This is a genomic window from Ruegeria sp. CL7, assembly GCF_056536445.1.
The window spans coordinates 124,423-141,178 of sequence record NZ_JBQFPQ010000007.1 but is presented as its reverse complement, the minus strand read 5'-3'; the positions used below and the strand labels follow the sequence as shown (position 1 = coordinate 141,178).

Genomic DNA, 16,756 nt, shown 5'->3' with positions numbered 1-16,756 from the left:
GGGTCGCCAGAACCTGGCCAGGCGCGCATGGTTGCAGAAAAAGGAGACCTGATATGTTCAAGATCACCGCTCTGCCCACTGACGAAGTCCGCGCTCTTCAGGCAGGCCAGCCTGATGCATATGGCGCTGCGCCCGAGCGCGCCGTTTCGTCGGGGGCAGGCAACCCCTGTCGCCACTGCCTGAAGAACATTCCCGAAGGCGCAGAGATGCTGATATTGGCGCATCGCCCCTTTTTAGAGCCACATCCATACGCTGAAACAGGACCGATCTTTCTGTGCGCAACGCCTTGCGAGCGCTATGAAGGCGACGCCCTGCCCGAGATTTTGACCACTGCACCCGACTATTTGATCAAGGGGTATGGACCAGATGACCGGATCGTTTATGGCACCGGGGCAATCACGCCCAAGGATCAGATCAACGCAAAAGTCAGCGACATTTTTGCCCGCCCGGACGTGGCCTATATTCACGTCAGATCTGCACGGAACAACTGCTACCAAGCACGGATCGACAGGGCTTAAAGCTTGACCCGGTGCAGGCCCCGGCGCGGCTGGTCCTGATCGTCGGCCGGGGCATCGTCGGTGCGCGAGGAGGTCAGGGCCAGAAACACGTCCTCGAGATCGGCCTCTTCGGTGCGCACGTCGCGGATGCGGATGCCCGCCGCCCGGACGGATTCCAGAACCTGTTCGGCGCTGGTCCGGGCGCTGCGATATTGCAGTATCAGGCTGCCGTCTTCACGTAAGCTGGCCTCGACGCCTTCGGTCACCGGCAGGTCGACCACCGGGGTGTCGGGAACAATGACCATGGTCCGGCTGTCCATTCGGCCCAGCAGGTTGGCGGTACTGTCCTGAGCGATCTTTTCACCGTGGTTGATGATGGCGATTTCGTCGCACATCTCCTGCGCTTCTTCCAGATAGTGGGTGGTCAGGATGATGGTCATGCCCTGCTGGTTCAGCTTGCACACATTGGCCCACAGCATCTGGCGCAGTTCGATATCCACGCCTGCCGTGGGTTCGTCCAGCACCAGGATTTTCGGGTGGTGCACCAGCGCCTTGGCCAGCAGCAGCCGCCGCCGCATCCCGCCCGACAGCGTGCGGGCATAGGCCTCGGCCTTGTCGCTGAGGCCGACCAGTTCAAGGATTTCATCGCTGCGACGTTCGGATTTCGGAACGCCGTACAGGCCTGCCTGTACTTCCAAGGCGCCCCGCGGGGTGAAAAACGGGTCAAGGTTCAGCTCCTGCGGCATCACACCAATCGCGGCGCGGGATTGCCGCGGATTCTGATCCTGATCGAAACCCCAGATCGACACACGGCCCGAGGACTTCACCACCAACCCGGCCAGAATATTGATCAGGGTCGATTTCCCGGCGCCGTTCGGGCCCAGCAGCCCGAAAACCGAGCCCCTGGGAACAGTCAAATCAATGCCTTTCAGCGCGTGTTTCTCAGGCTGACCCTTGCCGCCACGATAGGTCTTGCGCAGACCTTCGATCCTGATTGCCGCATCGCTCATGTGGCTCTTGCCCCCGGATTGCTCATCGCTCATAAACGCACCTAATACATGCCCGCGAGGCCGACAACCGAAGAAGGATCGCCAGCCGTGACCATCGAAGCGCCGGAAACCAAGATCGTCGAAACCGCCCGTGTCGCCTGTGACGGCGGCGAAGGCGCATTGGGCCATCCGCGCGTCTGGCTGCAAATCCCCGAGGATACAGGCTGGGTCGAATGCCCGTATTGCGACTGCAAATATGTGCTGAAGGGCCGTGATCAGGGCTGATTGCCCGACCAGCCGGGTTTGGCCCAAATCTTGCCTCGGTTTTCATGTTAGTGCTTTGGCGCAACCAAAGCAGGGATACGTGATGACCGGAATTTCGGCCACTGACAATGTTAACCCGGTTTTCGGCTGGGCTGGGTTCTGCATCGCGTCTTTGGCGATGTTTGCTGCGTTGTTCGTATTCTGGGCGGGGCCCTTTGCACCTCAGCAGACTGCGGGTGTGTCGCTGGGCGAACTGGCCGCCGAGATCGGCAAATCGACCCTGAGGGCCGCCGCGGGGATGGAACAACCCGAGCCCGTTGCCCGCGCCCGCGACCTGGATGATTTCCTGCGGATCGGAGTCGCCATGCTTGGCGGGCTTGCGATCGTCATCTCGGCCGTTGGCATCCTGCGTCACGAAAAGCGGCGCCCTGCCATCGCCGGAATGGTTATCGGTACGGGGGCAATCCTGTTCCAGTTCTTTGCCTTTGCGTTTTTTGCTTTGCTGGGAGTGTTGGTGATCATGGCTTTGCTGAACAGTTTCTCTGACGTCTTCTCGGGATTGTTTGGCGGTTAGGCTGCGTTCTTGGCTGGTCACCCGCGCGACCCTGTGGCAGAACCATCCCTGACCGACAGGGAGCGCGCGCATGAGCAATTTCGGAAAAGGATGTCACCTGCATCTGATCGACGGATCGGCCTTTATTTTCAGGGCCTATCACGCGCTGCCTCCGCTGACCCGCAAGTCGGATGGTCTGCCGATTGGGGCGGTGTCCGGGTTCTGCAACATGCTTCAGAAATACGTCGAAGGAAACACCGGGCCGGATGCGCCGACCCATGTGGCGGTGATCTTTGATAAGGGTTCCCATACCTTCCGGAACGATCTCTACGACCTCTACAAGGCTAACCGCGAGGCGATGCCCGAAGACCTGCGCCCGCAAATTCCGCTGACGCGTGAGGCGACAAAGGCGTTCAATATCGCCTGCAAGGAGCTCGAAGGCTATGAGGCCGACGACATCATCGCCACCCTGACGGTGCAGGCGCGCGAGGCGGGGGCGCGCGTGACCATCGTAAGTTCTGACAAGGATCTGATGCAGTTGGTCGGTGACGGTGTCGAGATGCTGGATGCGATGAAGAACAAGCGTATCGATCGGGACGGGGTGATCGAGAAGTTTGGAGTTGCTCCTGAGCGCGTAGTGGATGTTCAGGCGCTGGCCGGGGATTCCGTTGACAATGTGCCGGGCGCTCCAGGAATCGGGGTCAAGACGGCCGCGCTGTTGATCAACGAATACGGTGATCTGGAAACACTGCTGGACCGGGCCGAGGAAATCAAACAGCCCAAGCGCCGGCAGACCCTGATCGAAAAGCGCGATCAGATCGAACTGTCAAAGAAACTGGTGCAACTGGACGAGAACACGCCGCTGGATTTCACGCTGGATGACCTTGAAGTGAAAGAGCCCGATGCCGAGACCCTGCTGGGTTTTCTGGCGGATATGGAATTCCGCACACTGACCAAACGGATCGCCGACAAGCTGGGGGCCGAGGCACCGGCCATCGCCGACGCTCCGGCGCCTGCGGCCAAAGAAGTTGAGGCCGAGACGATCCCGTTTGACGCGGCAAAGTATGAATGTGTCCGTGATGCAGCGGCTTTGCAAAAGTGGATCGATCAGGCCCATGAACGAGGCTGGATCGCTGTTGATACTGAAACCACCGGTCTTAATGAAATGATCGCCGATCTGGTCGGAATTTCGCTGTGTGTCGAGGCCGGCGAAGCCTGTTACATCCCGCTGACCCACCGTGATGGTGCGGCGGATGATCTGTTCGGGTCGGACGCGCTGGCTGAAGGGCAAATGCCTCTGGATGAGGCGCTGACGCTACTGAAGCCGGTGCTTGAGGACCCCTCGATCATCAAAATCGGGCAGAACATGAAATACGATGCCAAGATTTTCCGGCGTCACGGTATCGATGTGGCCCCGATCGATGATACGATGCTGATGTCCTATGCCATGCATGGCGGCGAGCATGGGCACGGCATGGATACACTCTCGGAACGGTATCTCAACCACACGCCGATCCCGATAAAGCCGCTGCTGGGGTCAGGCAAATCTGCAATCACCTTCGACAAGGTGCCGATCGACGAGGCCACCGCCTATGCCGCCGAGGATGCGGATATAACGCTGCGCTTGTGGCAATTGTTCAAACCGCAGCTGCACCGGGTGCAGGTGACGACTGTTTACGAGACGCTCGAACGACCACTTGTGCCGGTTCTGGCCGAGATGGAGATGCATGGAATTAAGGTCGACCGCGACGTGCTGAGCCGTATGTCAAACGCCTTTGCCCAGAAAATGGCCGGTTTAGAGGCTGAAATTCACGAGCTGGCGGGTGAGAATTTCAATGTCGGCTCACCCGCGCAGTTGGGCGAGATCCTGTTCGACAAGATGGGCCTGGAAGGCGGCAAGAAGGGGAAGACCGGCAAGTACTCGACCGGGGCCGATATTTTGGAAGATCTGGCGACCGAGCATGAACTGCCGCGCAGGGTGCTGGATTGGCGCCAGTTGTCCAAGCTGAAATCGACCTATACCGACGCGCTTCAGACCCATATCAACCCTGACACGGGCCGGGTGCACACGTCTTATGCCATTACCGGGGCGAATACGGGGCGTCTGGCCTCGACTGACCCCAATTTGCAGAATATCCCCGTGCGCACCGAGGAGGGCCGCCGCATCCGCGAGGCCTTTGTCGCCGAGCCCGGAAATGTTCTGGTCAGCCTCGACTACAGCCAGATCGAGCTGCGCATCCTGGCGCATATCGCCGACATTCCGACCCTGAAACAGGCCTTTGCCGACGGGCTGGACATCCACGCCATGACCGCGTCGGAAATGTTCGACGTGCCGCTGGACGAGATGACGCCGGACATCCGCCGTCAGGCCAAGGCAATCAACTTTGGTGTGATCTATGGCATCTCGGGCTTCGGCCTGGCGCGCAACCTGCGCATACCGCGGGCCGAGGCACAGGGTTTCATCGACCGCTATTTCGAACGCTTTCCGGGCATTCGACAGTATATGGATGACACGGTGGCATTTGCCAAAGAGCACGGCTATGTCCAAACTCTGTTCGGGCGCAAGATCCACACGCCCGAAATCAACGCCAAGGGGCCGCATGCAGGATTCTCGCGCCGGGCGGCGATCAACGCGCCGATTCAGGGCACGGCGGCGGATGTGATCCGGCGCGCGATGGTGCGGATGCCGGGTGCGATCAATGGGCTGCCCGCCAGGATGCTGTTGCAGGTCCATGACGAATTGTTGTTCGAAGTCGCCGAGGATTCCGTGGATCCGCTGATCGATGTGGCGCGCGAGGTGATGGAGGGTGCCTCGGACCCGGCGGTGAAATTGGATGTGAAGCTGAGCGTTGATGCCGGCCAGGGTGCGAACTGGGCCGAGGCGCACTAGCACCGGGTCAGCCCCCCAAGTCAGCCTTGTGGCCTGACCCACCCTTCGACCATACGTTTCACCGAAGGTCCTAGGACCAGGATCACCGTGAACGCGATGGGCCAGCAAAAGGCCCAGGACGCCATCCAGTCGCCCAGCGTTTCAGGATGGAACCCCACTGCCTTGACCGTAGCGATCCCGGTGACAATGCACGACATCAGCCCTGACATGATCAGTCCAAAGATGGCATGGGCAAAGCGGGCAGGGATCATATCGGTCATCCTTGAAAACGGCTTGCCCGATATGTGCGCCTTTCGGGCTGCTAATTCCAGCCCGAAGAACGGCGTTAATGTCGCATCCAAGCCAAGGTCGCATCCGTTCGAGCGGTAGAAGGCGCGTATTCGGCACTGACCCAACCGGTGTAACCAGCATCATCCATTGCCGCGAAAAGCTGCGTGAAATCCGTGGGCCCGCGCCCCGGTTCAGAACGTTCGGGGGCGGCCCCGATCTGGGCGTGGACAACGCTGGGGTGAAAACGCTCCCAGACGGCCAGCGCGTCGCCGTGGATCATATGTGCGTGAAAACTGTCATATTGCAGACCGACATTCGGGCGATCCACGCGGCCCAGTACCTCGGTCGCCAGATTATAGTCGTTCAAGAAATAGCCGGGTTGGGACATTGGATTGAGGGGTTCGATCGTAAATGTCTGCTGCGGTGCGAAATCGGCGGCCCACTGTAAGTTTTGCACGAAGCAGTCCAATGCATCCGTCCCGGCGGCGTATCCTGACATGATATGAATGAAACCCGGCCGCAGCACCTGAGCGTAGCGCAGAACGCGGCGGATATCAGACTGAAACCGGGACGCACCGCCGGGGATGGCGGCATAACCCGGTGCGCCACCGGTATAATTCGGCGGAGGCGCGTTGATCAGAACCAGTTCGAGCCCGTTGGCCAGCAAGGCACGCCGGGTTTCTTTTGCAGCCAGTTCGTACGGAAACAGGATCTCGACCGCCTTGAACCCGGCATCTGCCGCTGCCTGAAACCGATCCAGATACGGAAGTTCGGCAAAGAGCAATGAGATATTCGCGGCGAATTTTGGCATAGGCGGCCCATGGATTTCAGGTGGCCCGACCTTATCCGCGCGTTGATTTCTGTGAAAGTGACAGAAAACGACAGTTTGTCGAAATTCGACCAGATCGACCCGATGAAATCGGAAACGCTTCCTGCATTGCGGCGAATCAATTTTCTGACGCCGTGCCAATGGAAGGTTTGAAAACGATGGCGATGAGCCCAGACCCCGTCCGCGGGAACAGTCTTTCTGCGCCGGCGGGACAGCATTCTGCCTTGTCGGGCAACGGGTTGGCCGTGGCTTCGATGCTGACATGGGCGGCGGGGTTTCCGGCGGCCGAGGTGCTGTTGCAAACATGGCCGCCCGTTGCCCTGTTGGCCGCGCGACTGGCGCTGGCCGTGTTGGTGATGGTTCCGGTCTGGGTAATTCTGGACGGGCCGCGCCGGGTTGTTTCAGCCCGCTGGGGTCATGCAATGACCGTCGGAGGCCTTGGAATCGGGTTGGGAATGTTCCTGTTGATCTTGGCGCAAAAGCTAACCGACCCGGTAACGGTAGCAATCATCGTCTCCTGCGCACCTTTGGTGGCCACATTGCTTGAATTGGCTGCTGGCACACGCCGGCTGAAGTGGAATTTTGCGCTGGGCGTTCTTGTGTCGATTGTCGGCGGATTGATCGCCACCAGCGCCTTGGCCCCGGCCCAGTTGGGTCTGGGCGCGGCCTGTGCGGTTGGATCAACGGTGCTGTTCTGCTGGGCCAGCATGGCAACCGCCCGTGATTTCGCCGAACTGAGCCAGACCGGGCGCACCACGATCACCTTCGTCGGAGGGCTGGCCATGGCATCGCTGCTGGTTTTCGGATCGGCGCAGTTTGGTCTGGACGTGATGCCTGCAACTGCGTTCGACACGCAGCAGGCGGGCATGCTGATGATCTATGCGCTTATCTCCATGGGTCTCAGCCAGGTATTATTCATCACCTCCGTCGGCAAGCTGGGCGTGGCGCTGGCCTCTTTTCACATCAATGTTGCCCCGTTCTACGTGATGCTGATCATGCTGATGCTGGGGGACGAGTGGAACTGGACCCGGGCATTTGGTGCGGGCATTGTTGCAATGGCTGTCGTGCTGGCACAGGATCGCGCGCCGCGGTCAGCTCAGGTCGGCTGAAGGGATCAGGCCAAAGAACTGCCCGCCTGACCAAACACCGAACCAGCCGTCATGGTGCGTTCCGATCTCGACGAGGCGGTAAAAGCTTTTGCGGTCTATCCGAGCTTCAAGGTTGTCGCGGATCAATATGTAGGGTGAGGGTTCATCTGTTTCAGGGTCGATTACAATTCGGATCGGATGATCAGCTCCGGCCAAGGCCCGGTCGCCAACATGGGTTGTGAAGGTCAAGGACTGGTCCTTTCCATCCCCGTCCCGGACGAAATCCACTGCGACAAACGGCGCGTCTTCTACAGTGATTCCCACCTTCTCGACCGGGGTGACGAGGAAGTATTTGCCGTCTTCCTTCTTAAGAATTGAGGAAAAAAGCTTCACAAGCTCGAAACGGTTGATGGGTGAGCCTAAATAACTCCATGTGCCATCTTTTGCGATCTTGATGTCCAGATCGCCGCAAAACGGAGGATTCCAGAGGTGAACGGGCGGTAAACCGTTGGTTTTGGCCGCCTTGACCGATGCCGCCAGACCATCTGGCGACGGTTTCACAGGTTTTTGTCCGCTCATTGCTTTTGCCATTTCCTCTCAGCGCGATACACTTCAATCATAATAGTCCACGGAAGGGAAAGTCATGACCGAACCTGCCGACCTCGTAGCCGAGATCGAAGCGCTGGAAAACAAGCTGCAAGAGGCCAAGGCCTCGATCACCCGCCGCTTCATCGGGCAGGAGAGGGTCGTGGACCTGACGCTGACCGCACTTTTGTGCGGCGGCCATGCCCTGTTGATCGGTCTGCCGGGTTTGGGCAAGACACGCCTGGTCGAGACTCTGTCGACGGTGATGGGCCTGCATGGCAGCCGCATTCAGTTCACGCCCGATCTGATGCCCGCCGATATTCTTGGGTCCGAGGTTCTGGACACTGCCGACGATGGCAGCCGCCATTTCCGGTTCATTCCCGGCCCGATCTTCTGTCAACTGTTGATGGCGGATGAAATCAACCGGGCAAGTCCGCGGACACAATCGGCGCTGTTGCAGGCGATGCAGGAACGCACCGTTACCGTGGCGGGTGAAGATCGTTCATTGGGTACGCCGTTCCACGTGCTGGCAACGCAAAACCCGATCGAGCAGGAAGGCACTTATCCGCTGCCCGAAGCCCAGCTTGACCGGTTCCTGGTGCAGATTGACGTCGAATACCCCGACCGCCAGACAGAGCGGGATATTCTGCTGGCTACGACCGGGGTTGAAGAGGAAGAGGCGCATCAGATTTTCAGCAAGGAAGAGTTGCTGGCCGCGCAGGTCTTGTTGCGCCGGATGCCGGTCGGAGAATCCGTCGTTGAACTGATCCTTGATCTGGTGCGGGCGTTCCGCCCCGAAGAACCCGGTGTGTCCGAACGGGTTGCCGAAACCGTGGCCTGGGGTCCGGGCCCCCGTGCCGCGCAGGCGCTGATGATGACGGTACGCGCGCGGGCCATGTTGCAGGGGCGCCTGGCACCCAATGCCGAGGATGTTCTGGATATGGCGCGCCCGGTGCTCAGCCACCGGATGGCGCTCAACTTTGCGGCAAGGGCGCGTGGTGACAGCCTTGCAGAGCTGATTGATTCGACCGCTGTCGGGCTGATCCGGACCGAGGCCGCGGCGTGAATGCCGAGCTGACCCTTCGCGAAAGATCCGAAGCCGAGGCATCGCGGCTACCGCCCCTCTTGGCGCGGGCTGAGCACTTGGCCGGAACCGTTCTTCTGGGCGACCACGGTCGACGGCGGTCCGGGATGGGGGATGATTTCTGGCAATACCGCCCGGCACAGGTCGGCGACAGCCGTCGCATGATCGATCACCGCCGCTCGGCGCGGGGGGATCAGCAGTTCGTACGTGAACGGGAATGGCAGATCGCGCAATCCGTGATGCTGTGGGTCGATCAGGGGGCTTCGATGCGGTTTGCGTCCGACAAGACCCTGCCGACCAAAGCGGATCGCGCGCGGCTGTTGGGGCTGGCGACATCCATCCTTCTGGTGCGCGGCGGTGAACGCGTAGGTCTGACCGGCACCACCTTGCCGCCCCGGCGCGGCAATGCGCAGATCATTCGGCTGGCGCAGGCCTGGTCCGAGGATGATCAAGCGGATTACGCCCCACCCGAACACCGCGCCATGATCCCTCATGCCCGCGCCGTGTTCATCTCGGATTTTCTGGGCCCCATGGATGAGGTTGAACTTGCCCTGACCAAAGCCGCCGACCGTGGCGTGCGCGGCGTGGTTCTGCAAGTGCTGGATCCGGGTGAAGAGTCGTTTCCCTATCGCGGGCGCACCATTTTCGAAAGCGTCGGAGGGTCCGTCCGACACGAAACGCTAAAGGCCGCCGAGCTGCGGGACCGATATCTGGAACGCCTGGCGCACCGCAAGGACGCGCTGAGGCAACTGTGCCGAGCGACGGGCTGGCAACTGGGCCTGCACCACACGGGTGACAGCGCACAAGCGGCTCTGTTATGGCTTTATCGGGCCTTGGATGGGGGCACGCGATGACGGTTCTGGCGGGCATCGGCTTTACCGCGCCATGGGTGTTGCTGGGTCTTCTGACTCTGCCGATCCTGTGGCTGATCCTGCGCGCGGTTCCGCCCGCTCCGATCCGCCGCTTGTTCCCGGCGGTCACGCTGCTGTTGGGCCTTAAGGACGACGAAAGCGTATCCGACCGCACCCCATGGTGGCTGCTGCTGCTGCGGATGCTGGCGGCGGCTGCGATCATCATCGGGCTGGCAGGGCCGGTTCTGAACCCGTCACGGGATGAAACCGGAACCGGGCCGCTGCTGCTGGTGCTGGACGCCAGTTGGGCCGGAGCCGCGCGCTGGCCGGCGACACTTGACCAAATCGACACGCAACTGTCGGAGGCCGGGCGCGCGGGCCGAACGGTTGCGATTTTGCGCCTGACAGAGCCGGAAACACCGGTATTTCAGGCTGCGGAAGCGTGGCGTGGGCGTTTGCCGGGGCTGACCCCGAACCCCTGGCAGCCGAATGCGGATCAGATTGCTCAGATCATTGCCGCGTTGAACGCCGTTGACGGCGGATTTGATACCCATTGGTTCAGTGACAGGCTGGATTATGCAGACCACGCTGAACTGGTGTCCAGCCTTCAGGCGCGCGGAGATGTGACGGTCTATCAGGCGGCCTCCCGGCCCGTGGCGATCCGGCCTGCGGCCTATCAGGACGGGCTGATCCAATTGACCGTTCAGCGCGCGGGCCCCGGACCGGAAGACCGCGTGACGGTATTGGCGCAAGGCCGTGATCCGGCTGGCACGGCCCGGGTGCTGCATTCCGTTGAGCTGACCCTGGAGGCCGGCGAAACCTCGGCGCAGGCCGATCTGGCGCTGCCGTCGGAATTGCGCGCCCGTATCACGCGGTTTGAAATTCAGGGCCAAAGGTCCGCCGGGGCCGTGACTTTGACCGATGACAGTCTGCGCCGGCGCGAGGTTGCGCTGATTGCCGGAACCCGCAACCGTGAAGGGCTAGAGCTGTTGTCACCCCTCCATTACCTGACGCAGGTTCTGGTCCCGACCGCGGATTTTGTCGATGGCGGCCTGCTTGAGGTTCTGCCCGCCAACCCGGATGTGATCGTCCTGTCGGACGTGGCGCAGATGTCGGAGCCGGAAGAAGCCGCTTTGATCGAATGGGTCGAACAGGGCGGGCTTCTGCTGCGTTTTGCCGGTCCGCGCATGGCGGCGAGCGATCTGGGCAGGGATACCGAAGACACCCTGTTGCCGGCGCGGCTGCGCAGCGGTGGACGATCCGTCGGCGGTGCGATGAGCTGGGGCGAAGCCAAGACGCTGGCTCCATTCCCCGAAAGCTCTCCGTTTTTCGGCCTGGATATCCCAAAGGACGTGGTTGTTTCGACCCAAGTCATGGCGCAACCAGACCCTAACTTGGCGGATCGCGTGATTGCTTCGCTGTCTGACGGGACTCCGTTGGTAACACGCAAGGCTTTGGGGCTTGGGCAGGTGGTGCTGTTTCACGTCACTGCGGATGCCGAATGGTCCAGCCTGCCGTTGTCGGGCCTGTTCGTCGAGATGCTGGATCGTTTGGCCGTGGCTTCGGCAGCCAAGTCGCGGCAAGAATCGCAACTGCAAGGCACCACGTGGGAGCCGGTTCAGATCATGGACGGGTTTGGCGCCTTGTCAGATGCCGGAACCCTGGCCGGTGTGGATGGCGTTCAGCTGATCTCGGGCCGGATCGGGCCAGATTTGCGTCCGGGTCTCTATGAAAGCGGAAAGCAGAAGCTGGCATTGAACGTGGTTTCGGAAGAAACCGAGCTGCGCCCGGTGACCTGGCCCGCCAATGTGCCGATCAAAGGGCAGGAGGTCAGCACGGAAACCCCGCTTGGTGGCCTGTTGCTCAGCCTCGCGCTGATCTTGTTGACGGTTGACGTGATTGCCTCGCTGGCCTTGTCGGGCAGGCTGGGCCTGGCGCGAACGGCGGCTGCCGCGCTGGCCGCTTTTCTGCTGGTGCCGGACGTACAGGCGCAGACGCCCGAAGATACCGAATTTGCCCTCGCTGCAACGCACGAGCTTGTGCTGGCGCATGTGCTGACCGGTGAGACGCAGGTGGACGATATTGCCGAGGCCGGATTGCGGGGCTTGGCGCAAACCCTGTTCTTTCGCACCTCTGTCGAACCGGCGGACCCAATCGGCGTTGATCTGGAACGAGACGAGCTGGCATTCTTTCCGCTTCTCTATTGGCCCATCACGCCGAACCAGCCGCAACCTTCGGCCGAGGCGTATATCAAACTGAACGCCTATTTGCGTTCGGGTGGGATGATCCTGTTTGATACGCGCGATGCGGATATTGCCGGTTTCGGCGCATCCAGTCCGAATGGCCGCAAGTTGCAGCAACTGGCCGGACCGCTGAATATCCCTGCATTAGAGCCGATTCCCCGCGATCACGTCCTGACCAGAACATTCTATTTGCTCCAGGATTTCCCGGGCCGCTATTCCGGCGCAGAAGTCTGGGTCGAAGCTGCACCCGGGGATGCAGAACAGATCGAAGGGATGCCATTCCGCAACCTCAATGACAACGTGACACCGGTGGTTATCGGCGGCAATGACTGGGCCGGGGCCTGGGCCGTGGATCGCAACGGCCAGGCCCTTTTGCCCGTCGGTCGTGGGTATGCCGGGGAACGGCAACGCGAACTGGCCAATCGTTTTGGCGTCAATCTGGTGATGCACGTGCTGACCGGGAATTACAAATCCGATCAGGTCCACGTGCCCGCCCTTTTGGACAGGTTGGGACAATGACCGGAACCGTCATATTCGACCCGCTGATCCCGTGGCCGCTTTTGGCTGCTGTGGGGGCGATTGCCGCTGTCGGAGTAGCTCTGGCCTTGTGGCGCGGCTTGTCGGGCTGGGCCCTGCGGGGATTGGCGGCCCTGGTTGTCATCGCGGCACTGTCCGGTCCGGTCTATCAAGTCGAGGACCGCGCGCCGCTGACGGATATCGTTTTGATGATCGAGGATGAAAGCGCCAGCCAGACACTTTCGGACCGGGTCGAACAAACGGCGCAGGCCGCCGAAGATCTGGCCGCCGAGATTGAGGCGCGCGACAATACGGAACTGCGCCGCATTCGGATCGGCGACGGTGACGGGGATGAGGGCACGCAGGTCATGGCCGCCCTGAATGAGGCCCTAGCCGAAGAGCCGCGTGCGCGCATCGCAGGCATTCTGGTGGTATCGGACGGGATCGTGCACGATGCCGATCAGGCCCCGGAATTGCCAGCGCCGATGCATCTGCTGCAATCCGGGCGTGCGGACGACTGGGATCGCCGGCTTATCGTCCGAAATGCGCCTGCCTTTGCCATCATCGGTGAATCGGTGACTTTGACCCTGCGCGTTGAAGACAGCGGAGCAGCCCCCGCGGGTGCCGCGACAGCGCCGCTGGAGATTTCCGTGGATGGTGGTGAGCCTCAGCAGCTGAGTATTCCAATCGGTCGGGATGTCGAACTGCCTGTCACCCTGCCTCATGGCGGGCGCAACGTGATCCAGTTTTCCGTGCCCCTGGCCGAAGGCGAGTTGACCGACCGCAACAACACCGCGCTGATCCAGATGAACGGCGTTCGGGATCGCCTGCGCGTTCTGCTGGTCTCGGGCGAGCCGCATCCGGGCGGGCGCACATGGCGCAACCTGCTGAAATCCGACAGCTCGGTCGATCTGGTGCATTTCACCATCCTGCGCCCGCCCGAGAAGCAAGATGGCGTGCCGGTGGACGAATTGTCTTTGATCGCCTTCCCGACCCGCGAGTTGTTTCTGGAAAAGATCAACGATTTCGATCTGATCATATTCGACCGTTACAAGCGGCGCGGCATCCTGCCTGCAATCTATCTGGACAACGTCACCAGTTATATCAATGACGGCGGCGCCGTTCTGATTGCCGCCGGTCCGGATTTCGCCGGAGCTGACAGCATTTTTCGGTCGCCGCTGGCGCCCATCCTGCCAGCGCAACCTTCCGCGCGTGTCTTCGAGGAACGCTTTGTTCCAAAGGTCAGCGCGTTGGGTCAGCGCCATCCGGTGACAACAAATCTTGGCGATTCCGAGGATTGGGGGGCCTGGTTGCGCCAGATCGATGTGAACCATCGCTCGGGCGAGGTTCTGATGACGGGCATTGACGAACGCCCCCTGCTGGTTCTGGACCGAGTGGGCGAAGGGCGTGTTGCGATGCTGGCATCGGACCATGCCTGGCTGTGGAGCCGTGGCTTTGAAGGTGGCGGTCCGCAACTGGAACTTTTGCGCAGGCTGGCCCATTGGATGATGAAGGAACCCGAACTCGAGGAAGAGGCGCTGTGGGCCGAAGCCAACGGCCAGTCCATGCGCATCATTCGACAGACGCTTGGGGATGATGTGGGTCCGGTGACTGTGACGCGCCCGAACGGCGAAATGCTGGAAATCACCTTGCAGGAGGTCTCTCCGGGGCGGTTCGAAGCGCAATACTATGGGCCCGAGATTGGTCTTTACCGTTTGCAGGAAGGTGACCACATGGCCGTGATCGGGCTTGGTCCCGCCGCGCCGAAGGAGTTTGAACGCACCATCGCTACGGGGGATGTTCTTGAACCGGTTCTGGCCGGCATGCGGGGCGGCGTGATCCGGGTGGAAGATGGATTGCCGTCGATCCGCAACGTGCGCGCCGGGCGCCCGGCGGCTGGTCGGGGCTGGATCGGTCTGACCCCGCGCGATGCCTACGAGACACGGGATGTTACCCAGGCGGGTCTGCTGCCGCCTTGGCTGGTTTTGCTGTTGGCAGGAGGTTTCCTGTTGGGCGGTTGGCTGCGCGAGGGGCGGCGCTAATCGATCCTGATTGACGCCCTGTCGGATTGACCTTGCGCATCCACCACGACAAGTGAGGTGAAGCCGGTCCCCGGATTTGGGATTTCGAACTCTCGTCGCCGCTGCCCGGTCAGCACCGGCACGCCATCCGCCAGCACGGAAAACGGCCCGACGCCGCCACGCAGTTTGACCGTCAGAGGTGCTCCTGACGTCTCTAATACGGCGTTATCGGGCGGGAACAGCAGGTCCGGTGCCGAGGGATCATCATTGAAAGCTGTCGTGCGGGGGCGAAATCGCTGCAACGGCTGAGGCAATTGGGCCGCGCCGACAAGCAAGGTCGAAGGTGGCGGTGGGCGCAGGGGCGTTAGATCGGGTTTCAACAGGTTGAAAGCCTCGGCCAACAGGGGTGCGGCAAGGTCGCCCCCGAATGCACCGGGAACAGGCGTTCCATCGGCGCGGCCCAGCCAGACCCCTATGACGTGCTGCCCGTCAAAGCCGATGGCCCAGGCATCGCGGTGGCCATAAGACGTGCCGGTCTTGTAGGCCAGCGACCCTGTTGCACCGCCTGCCGGTGGCGCAAGCCCGGCCAGAATGTCCGAAACCTGCCAGGCCGAGGTTTCCGACAGAACGCGCCGGGTGCGCTGGGCGTCTGCCAGAACGTCATGATGCAGGATCGGGCCTGTGCCGCCAGCTGCCAGAGTGGCGTAAACCTGCACCAGATCGTGCAGGCTCAACCCCACGCCCCCCAAAGAAATCGCCAATCCGGGTGTTGCGCCATTCAGACGTGGCTCTGACCCGGCCAACCTCAATGCTGTCATCAACCGAGCGGGGCCCAGCTCATTCGTCAGGCGCACGACGGGGATGTTCAGCGACAGCTGTAGGGCGTCCCGCACCCGGACATCGCCACGGAAGGCGCCGTCGAAATTGCGCGGTGCGTATCGGCCAAACATCACGGGGCTGTCGCTGATCAGGGTCTCGGGATGGGCCAGCCCCTGATCGAAGGCCAGCCCGTAGACCAGAGGTTTCAGGGTCGATCCGGGCGACCGTACGGCCCGGGTCATATCCACGAACCCCTGACGGGCATCTTGGTACCCGGCAGATCCGACCGATGCCAGAACCTCGCCGCTGCGATGGTCGGCCACGATCAGAGCCCCGGAAACGCGTGGTCCGACGCGGTTGGCGGCCCGGGCCACCAAGGTTTCCAGCCGGGCCTGCAATCCGGCATCCAGAGTCAGATCGAAGGCCTGTGTTGCGGGTGCTTGCCGCCTCACGCGGTCAGTCAGATGAGGTGCAAGACGCGGAAACGGATTCATCCGATCCGGAAGAGGCTCGGTCATGGCCGCGCGCGCTTCGGCATCGGTCAGGACGGTGTGGCGCACCAGCCTGTTCAGAACCCGGTCGCGGGCCTGCCGGGCAGCCTCGGGCTTGCGATCCGGGCGCCGGGCCTCGGGGGATTGCGGCAACGCAACCAACAGGGCGCTTTGCGCGGGCGTCAGCCGGGTGGCGTCCTTTCCAAACCACGCGCGGGCGCCGGCGCGGAGCCCTTCCAGATTGCCACCATAGGGGGCATGGGTCAGATAAAGGTTCAGGATTTGCTGTTTGCTCAGACGTCGCTCCAACGCCAATGCGACTCTGATCTGGCGAAATTTCCCGCTCCAGCGCCCGGTTGGGCCATCTTCGATCAACCGCGCCACCTGCATGGTCAGAGTGGACCCGCCCGACACGTTACGCCCGTTCCACAGGCTTTGCCCGGCAGCCCGCAGCATCGCGATGAGGTCCACTCCGGCGTGGGTCCAGAACCGTTTATCCTCGTACCGGATCAGCATAGCGATGAAATCCGGGTCAACTGCGCCGGGCTGCAGCCTCCAGATGCCATCCTCAACTGGAAACGCCCGCAGAAGGTCGCCATTCCGGTCCCGCATCTCGACCGAAGTTTCAGCCATAACGGAAGGCAGGGTTGTGGCATCGACCCAGCGGTCAACACCATCCCGTGCCAGCGCCGTCAGGTAGAGTGCTCCGGCCAGCGCAAACAAGAGCCGCGACCGCTTAGGCATGACGACCACCCAAACAAGGGTA

At 61.6% G+C, this 16,756-nt stretch carries 14 protein-coding genes; 9 read left to right on the top strand and 5 right to left on the bottom strand.

Annotated features, from left to right (window positions below; genetic code table 11):
* Positions 1 to 53: 53 nt before the first annotated feature.
* Complete coding sequence (locus ACR0LI_RS16415) at positions 54 to 518, top strand: DUF1203 domain-containing protein (RefSeq protein WP_171724734.1); 465 nt, start codon at positions 54 to 56, stop codon at positions 516 to 518.
* On the opposite strand, the gene ACR0LI_RS16410 is transcribed toward ACR0LI_RS16415, so the two are convergent.
* Complete coding sequence (locus ACR0LI_RS16410; protein WP_480718888.1) at positions 515 to 1,507, bottom strand: ABC transporter ATP-binding protein; 993 nt, start codon at positions 1,505 to 1,507, stop codon at positions 515 to 517. The genes ACR0LI_RS16415 and ACR0LI_RS16410 overlap by 4 nt on opposite strands.
* Before the next feature lie 87 nt (positions 1,508 to 1,594).
* Here ACR0LI_RS16410 and ACR0LI_RS16405 point away from each other — a divergent pair, with 87 nt between their 5' ends.
* From ACR0LI_RS16405 to polA, 3 genes are all read left to right on the top strand, one after another.
* Positions 1,595 to 1,771: a zinc-finger domain-containing protein gene (locus ACR0LI_RS16405; protein ID WP_171637437.1), complete on the top strand. Its 177-nt coding sequence runs from the start codon at positions 1,595 to 1,597 to the stop codon at positions 1,769 to 1,771.
* Between the two features lie 82 nt (positions 1,772 to 1,853).
* A complete protein-coding gene (locus tag ACR0LI_RS16400; protein ID WP_480718858.1) occupies positions 1,854 to 2,324 on the top strand; it encodes a hypothetical protein in 471 nt (156 codons plus the stop codon).
* Positions 2,325 to 2,394: 70 nt separating this feature from the next.
* Entirely contained in the window at positions 2,395 to 5,193 is a 2,799-nt protein-coding gene (gene polA, locus ACR0LI_RS16395; RefSeq protein ID WP_480718857.1) for a DNA polymerase I, read from the top strand.
* Positions 5,194 to 5,213: 20 nt separating this feature from the next.
* Here polA and ACR0LI_RS16390 read toward each other — a convergent pair whose 3' ends face one another.
* Positions 5,214 to 5,444, bottom strand: a complete 231-nt coding sequence (locus tag ACR0LI_RS16390; RefSeq protein ID WP_171117031.1) for a DUF2798 domain-containing protein — start codon at positions 5,442 to 5,444, stop codon at positions 5,214 to 5,216.
* Positions 5,445 to 5,518: 74 nt separating this feature from the next.
* Positions 5,519 to 6,274, bottom strand: coding sequence for a hydroxypyruvate isomerase family protein (locus ACR0LI_RS16385; RefSeq protein ID WP_210093629.1), 756 nt, complete (start codon positions 6,272 to 6,274; stop codon positions 5,519 to 5,521).
* 158 nt (positions 6,275 to 6,432) lie between these two features.
* Between ACR0LI_RS16385 and ACR0LI_RS16380 the strand changes: the two genes are divergently transcribed.
* Positions 6,433 to 7,401, top strand: coding sequence for a DMT family transporter (locus tag ACR0LI_RS16380; RefSeq protein WP_209835169.1), 969 nt, complete (start codon positions 6,433 to 6,435; stop codon positions 7,399 to 7,401).
* Here ACR0LI_RS16380 and ACR0LI_RS16375 read toward each other — a convergent pair.
* Positions 7,384 to 7,959, bottom strand: a complete 576-nt coding sequence (locus tag ACR0LI_RS16375) for a DUF1285 domain-containing protein (RefSeq protein ID WP_209835170.1) — start codon at positions 7,957 to 7,959, stop codon at positions 7,384 to 7,386. The genes ACR0LI_RS16380 and ACR0LI_RS16375 overlap by 18 nt on opposite strands.
* A gap of 64 nt (positions 7,960 to 8,023) precedes the next feature.
* On the opposite strand from ACR0LI_RS16375, the gene ACR0LI_RS16370 reads away from it, so the two are divergent.
* The 4 genes from ACR0LI_RS16370 to ACR0LI_RS16355 are packed head-to-tail and all read left to right on the top strand — an operon-like array spanning position 8,024 to position 14,701.
* On the top strand, positions 8,024 to 9,031 hold the full coding sequence (locus tag ACR0LI_RS16370) for an AAA family ATPase (RefSeq protein WP_152459465.1): 1,008 nt from the start codon (positions 8,024 to 8,026) through the stop codon (positions 9,029 to 9,031).
* On the top strand, positions 9,028 to 9,903 hold the full coding sequence (locus ACR0LI_RS16365) for a DUF58 domain-containing protein (protein ID WP_171637426.1): 876 nt from the start codon (positions 9,028 to 9,030) through the stop codon (positions 9,901 to 9,903). Before ACR0LI_RS16370 ends, ACR0LI_RS16365 begins: the two co-directional genes overlap by 4 nt.
* Positions 9,900 to 12,662 carry a DUF4159 domain-containing protein gene (locus ACR0LI_RS16360; RefSeq protein WP_480492091.1) on the top strand — a complete coding sequence of 921 codons (2,763 nt, stop codon included), beginning with the start codon at positions 9,900 to 9,902 and terminating at the stop codon, positions 12,660 to 12,662. The genes ACR0LI_RS16365 and ACR0LI_RS16360 overlap by 4 nt, the downstream gene beginning before the upstream one ends.
* On the top strand, positions 12,659 to 14,701 hold the full coding sequence (locus ACR0LI_RS16355) for a hypothetical protein (protein WP_480718856.1): 2,043 nt from the start codon (positions 12,659 to 12,661) through the stop codon (positions 14,699 to 14,701). The genes ACR0LI_RS16360 and ACR0LI_RS16355 overlap by 4 nt, the downstream gene beginning before the upstream one ends.
* Here ACR0LI_RS16355 and pbpC read toward each other — a convergent pair.
* Positions 14,698 to 16,734, bottom strand: coding sequence for a penicillin-binding protein 1C (gene pbpC / locus ACR0LI_RS16350; RefSeq protein ID WP_480718855.1), 2,037 nt, complete (start codon positions 16,732 to 16,734; stop codon positions 14,698 to 14,700). The genes ACR0LI_RS16355 and pbpC overlap by 4 nt on opposite strands.
* Between the last annotated feature and the right edge of the window lie 22 nt (positions 16,735 to 16,756).

What these genes read in the sequence shown, in the direction of transcription:
- ACR0LI_RS16415 (WP_171724734.1), top strand. Translation starts at nt 54, where the DNA reads ATGTTCAAGATCACCGCTCTGCCCACTGACGAAGTCCGCGCTCTTCAG.
- ACR0LI_RS16410 (WP_480718888.1), bottom strand. Translation starts at nt 1,507, where the DNA reads ATGAGCGATGCGGCAATCAGGATCGAAGGTCTGCGCAAGACCTATCGT.
- ACR0LI_RS16400 (WP_480718858.1), top strand. Translation starts at nt 1,854, where the DNA reads ATGACCGGAATTTCGGCCACTGACAATGTTAACCCGGTTTTCGGCTGG.
- polA (WP_480718857.1), top strand. Translation starts at nt 2,395, where the DNA reads ATGAGCAATTTCGGAAAAGGATGTCACCTGCATCTGATCGACGGATCG.
- ACR0LI_RS16390 (WP_171117031.1), bottom strand. Translation starts at nt 5,444, where the DNA reads ATGATCCCTGCCCGCTTTGCCCATGCCATCTTTGGACTGATCATGTCA.
- ACR0LI_RS16385 (WP_210093629.1), bottom strand. Translation starts at nt 6,274, where the DNA reads ATGCCAAAATTCGCCGCGAATATCTCATTGCTCTTTGCCGAACTTCCG.
- ACR0LI_RS16380 (WP_209835169.1), top strand. Translation starts at nt 6,433, where the DNA reads ATGGAAGGTTTGAAAACGATGGCGATGAGCCCAGACCCCGTCCGCGGG.
- ACR0LI_RS16375 (WP_209835170.1), bottom strand. Translation starts at nt 7,959, where the DNA reads ATGAGCGGACAAAAACCTGTGAAACCGTCGCCAGATGGTCTGGCGGCA.
- ACR0LI_RS16370 (WP_152459465.1), top strand. Translation starts at nt 8,024, where the DNA reads ATGACCGAACCTGCCGACCTCGTAGCCGAGATCGAAGCGCTGGAAAAC.
- ACR0LI_RS16360 (WP_480492091.1), top strand. Translation starts at nt 9,900, where the DNA reads ATGACGGTTCTGGCGGGCATCGGCTTTACCGCGCCATGGGTGTTGCTG.
- ACR0LI_RS16355 (WP_480718856.1), top strand. Translation starts at nt 12,659, where the DNA reads ATGACCGGAACCGTCATATTCGACCCGCTGATCCCGTGGCCGCTTTTG.
- pbpC (WP_480718855.1), bottom strand. Translation starts at nt 16,734, where the DNA reads ATGCCTAAGCGGTCGCGGCTCTTGTTTGCGCTGGCCGGAGCACTCTAC.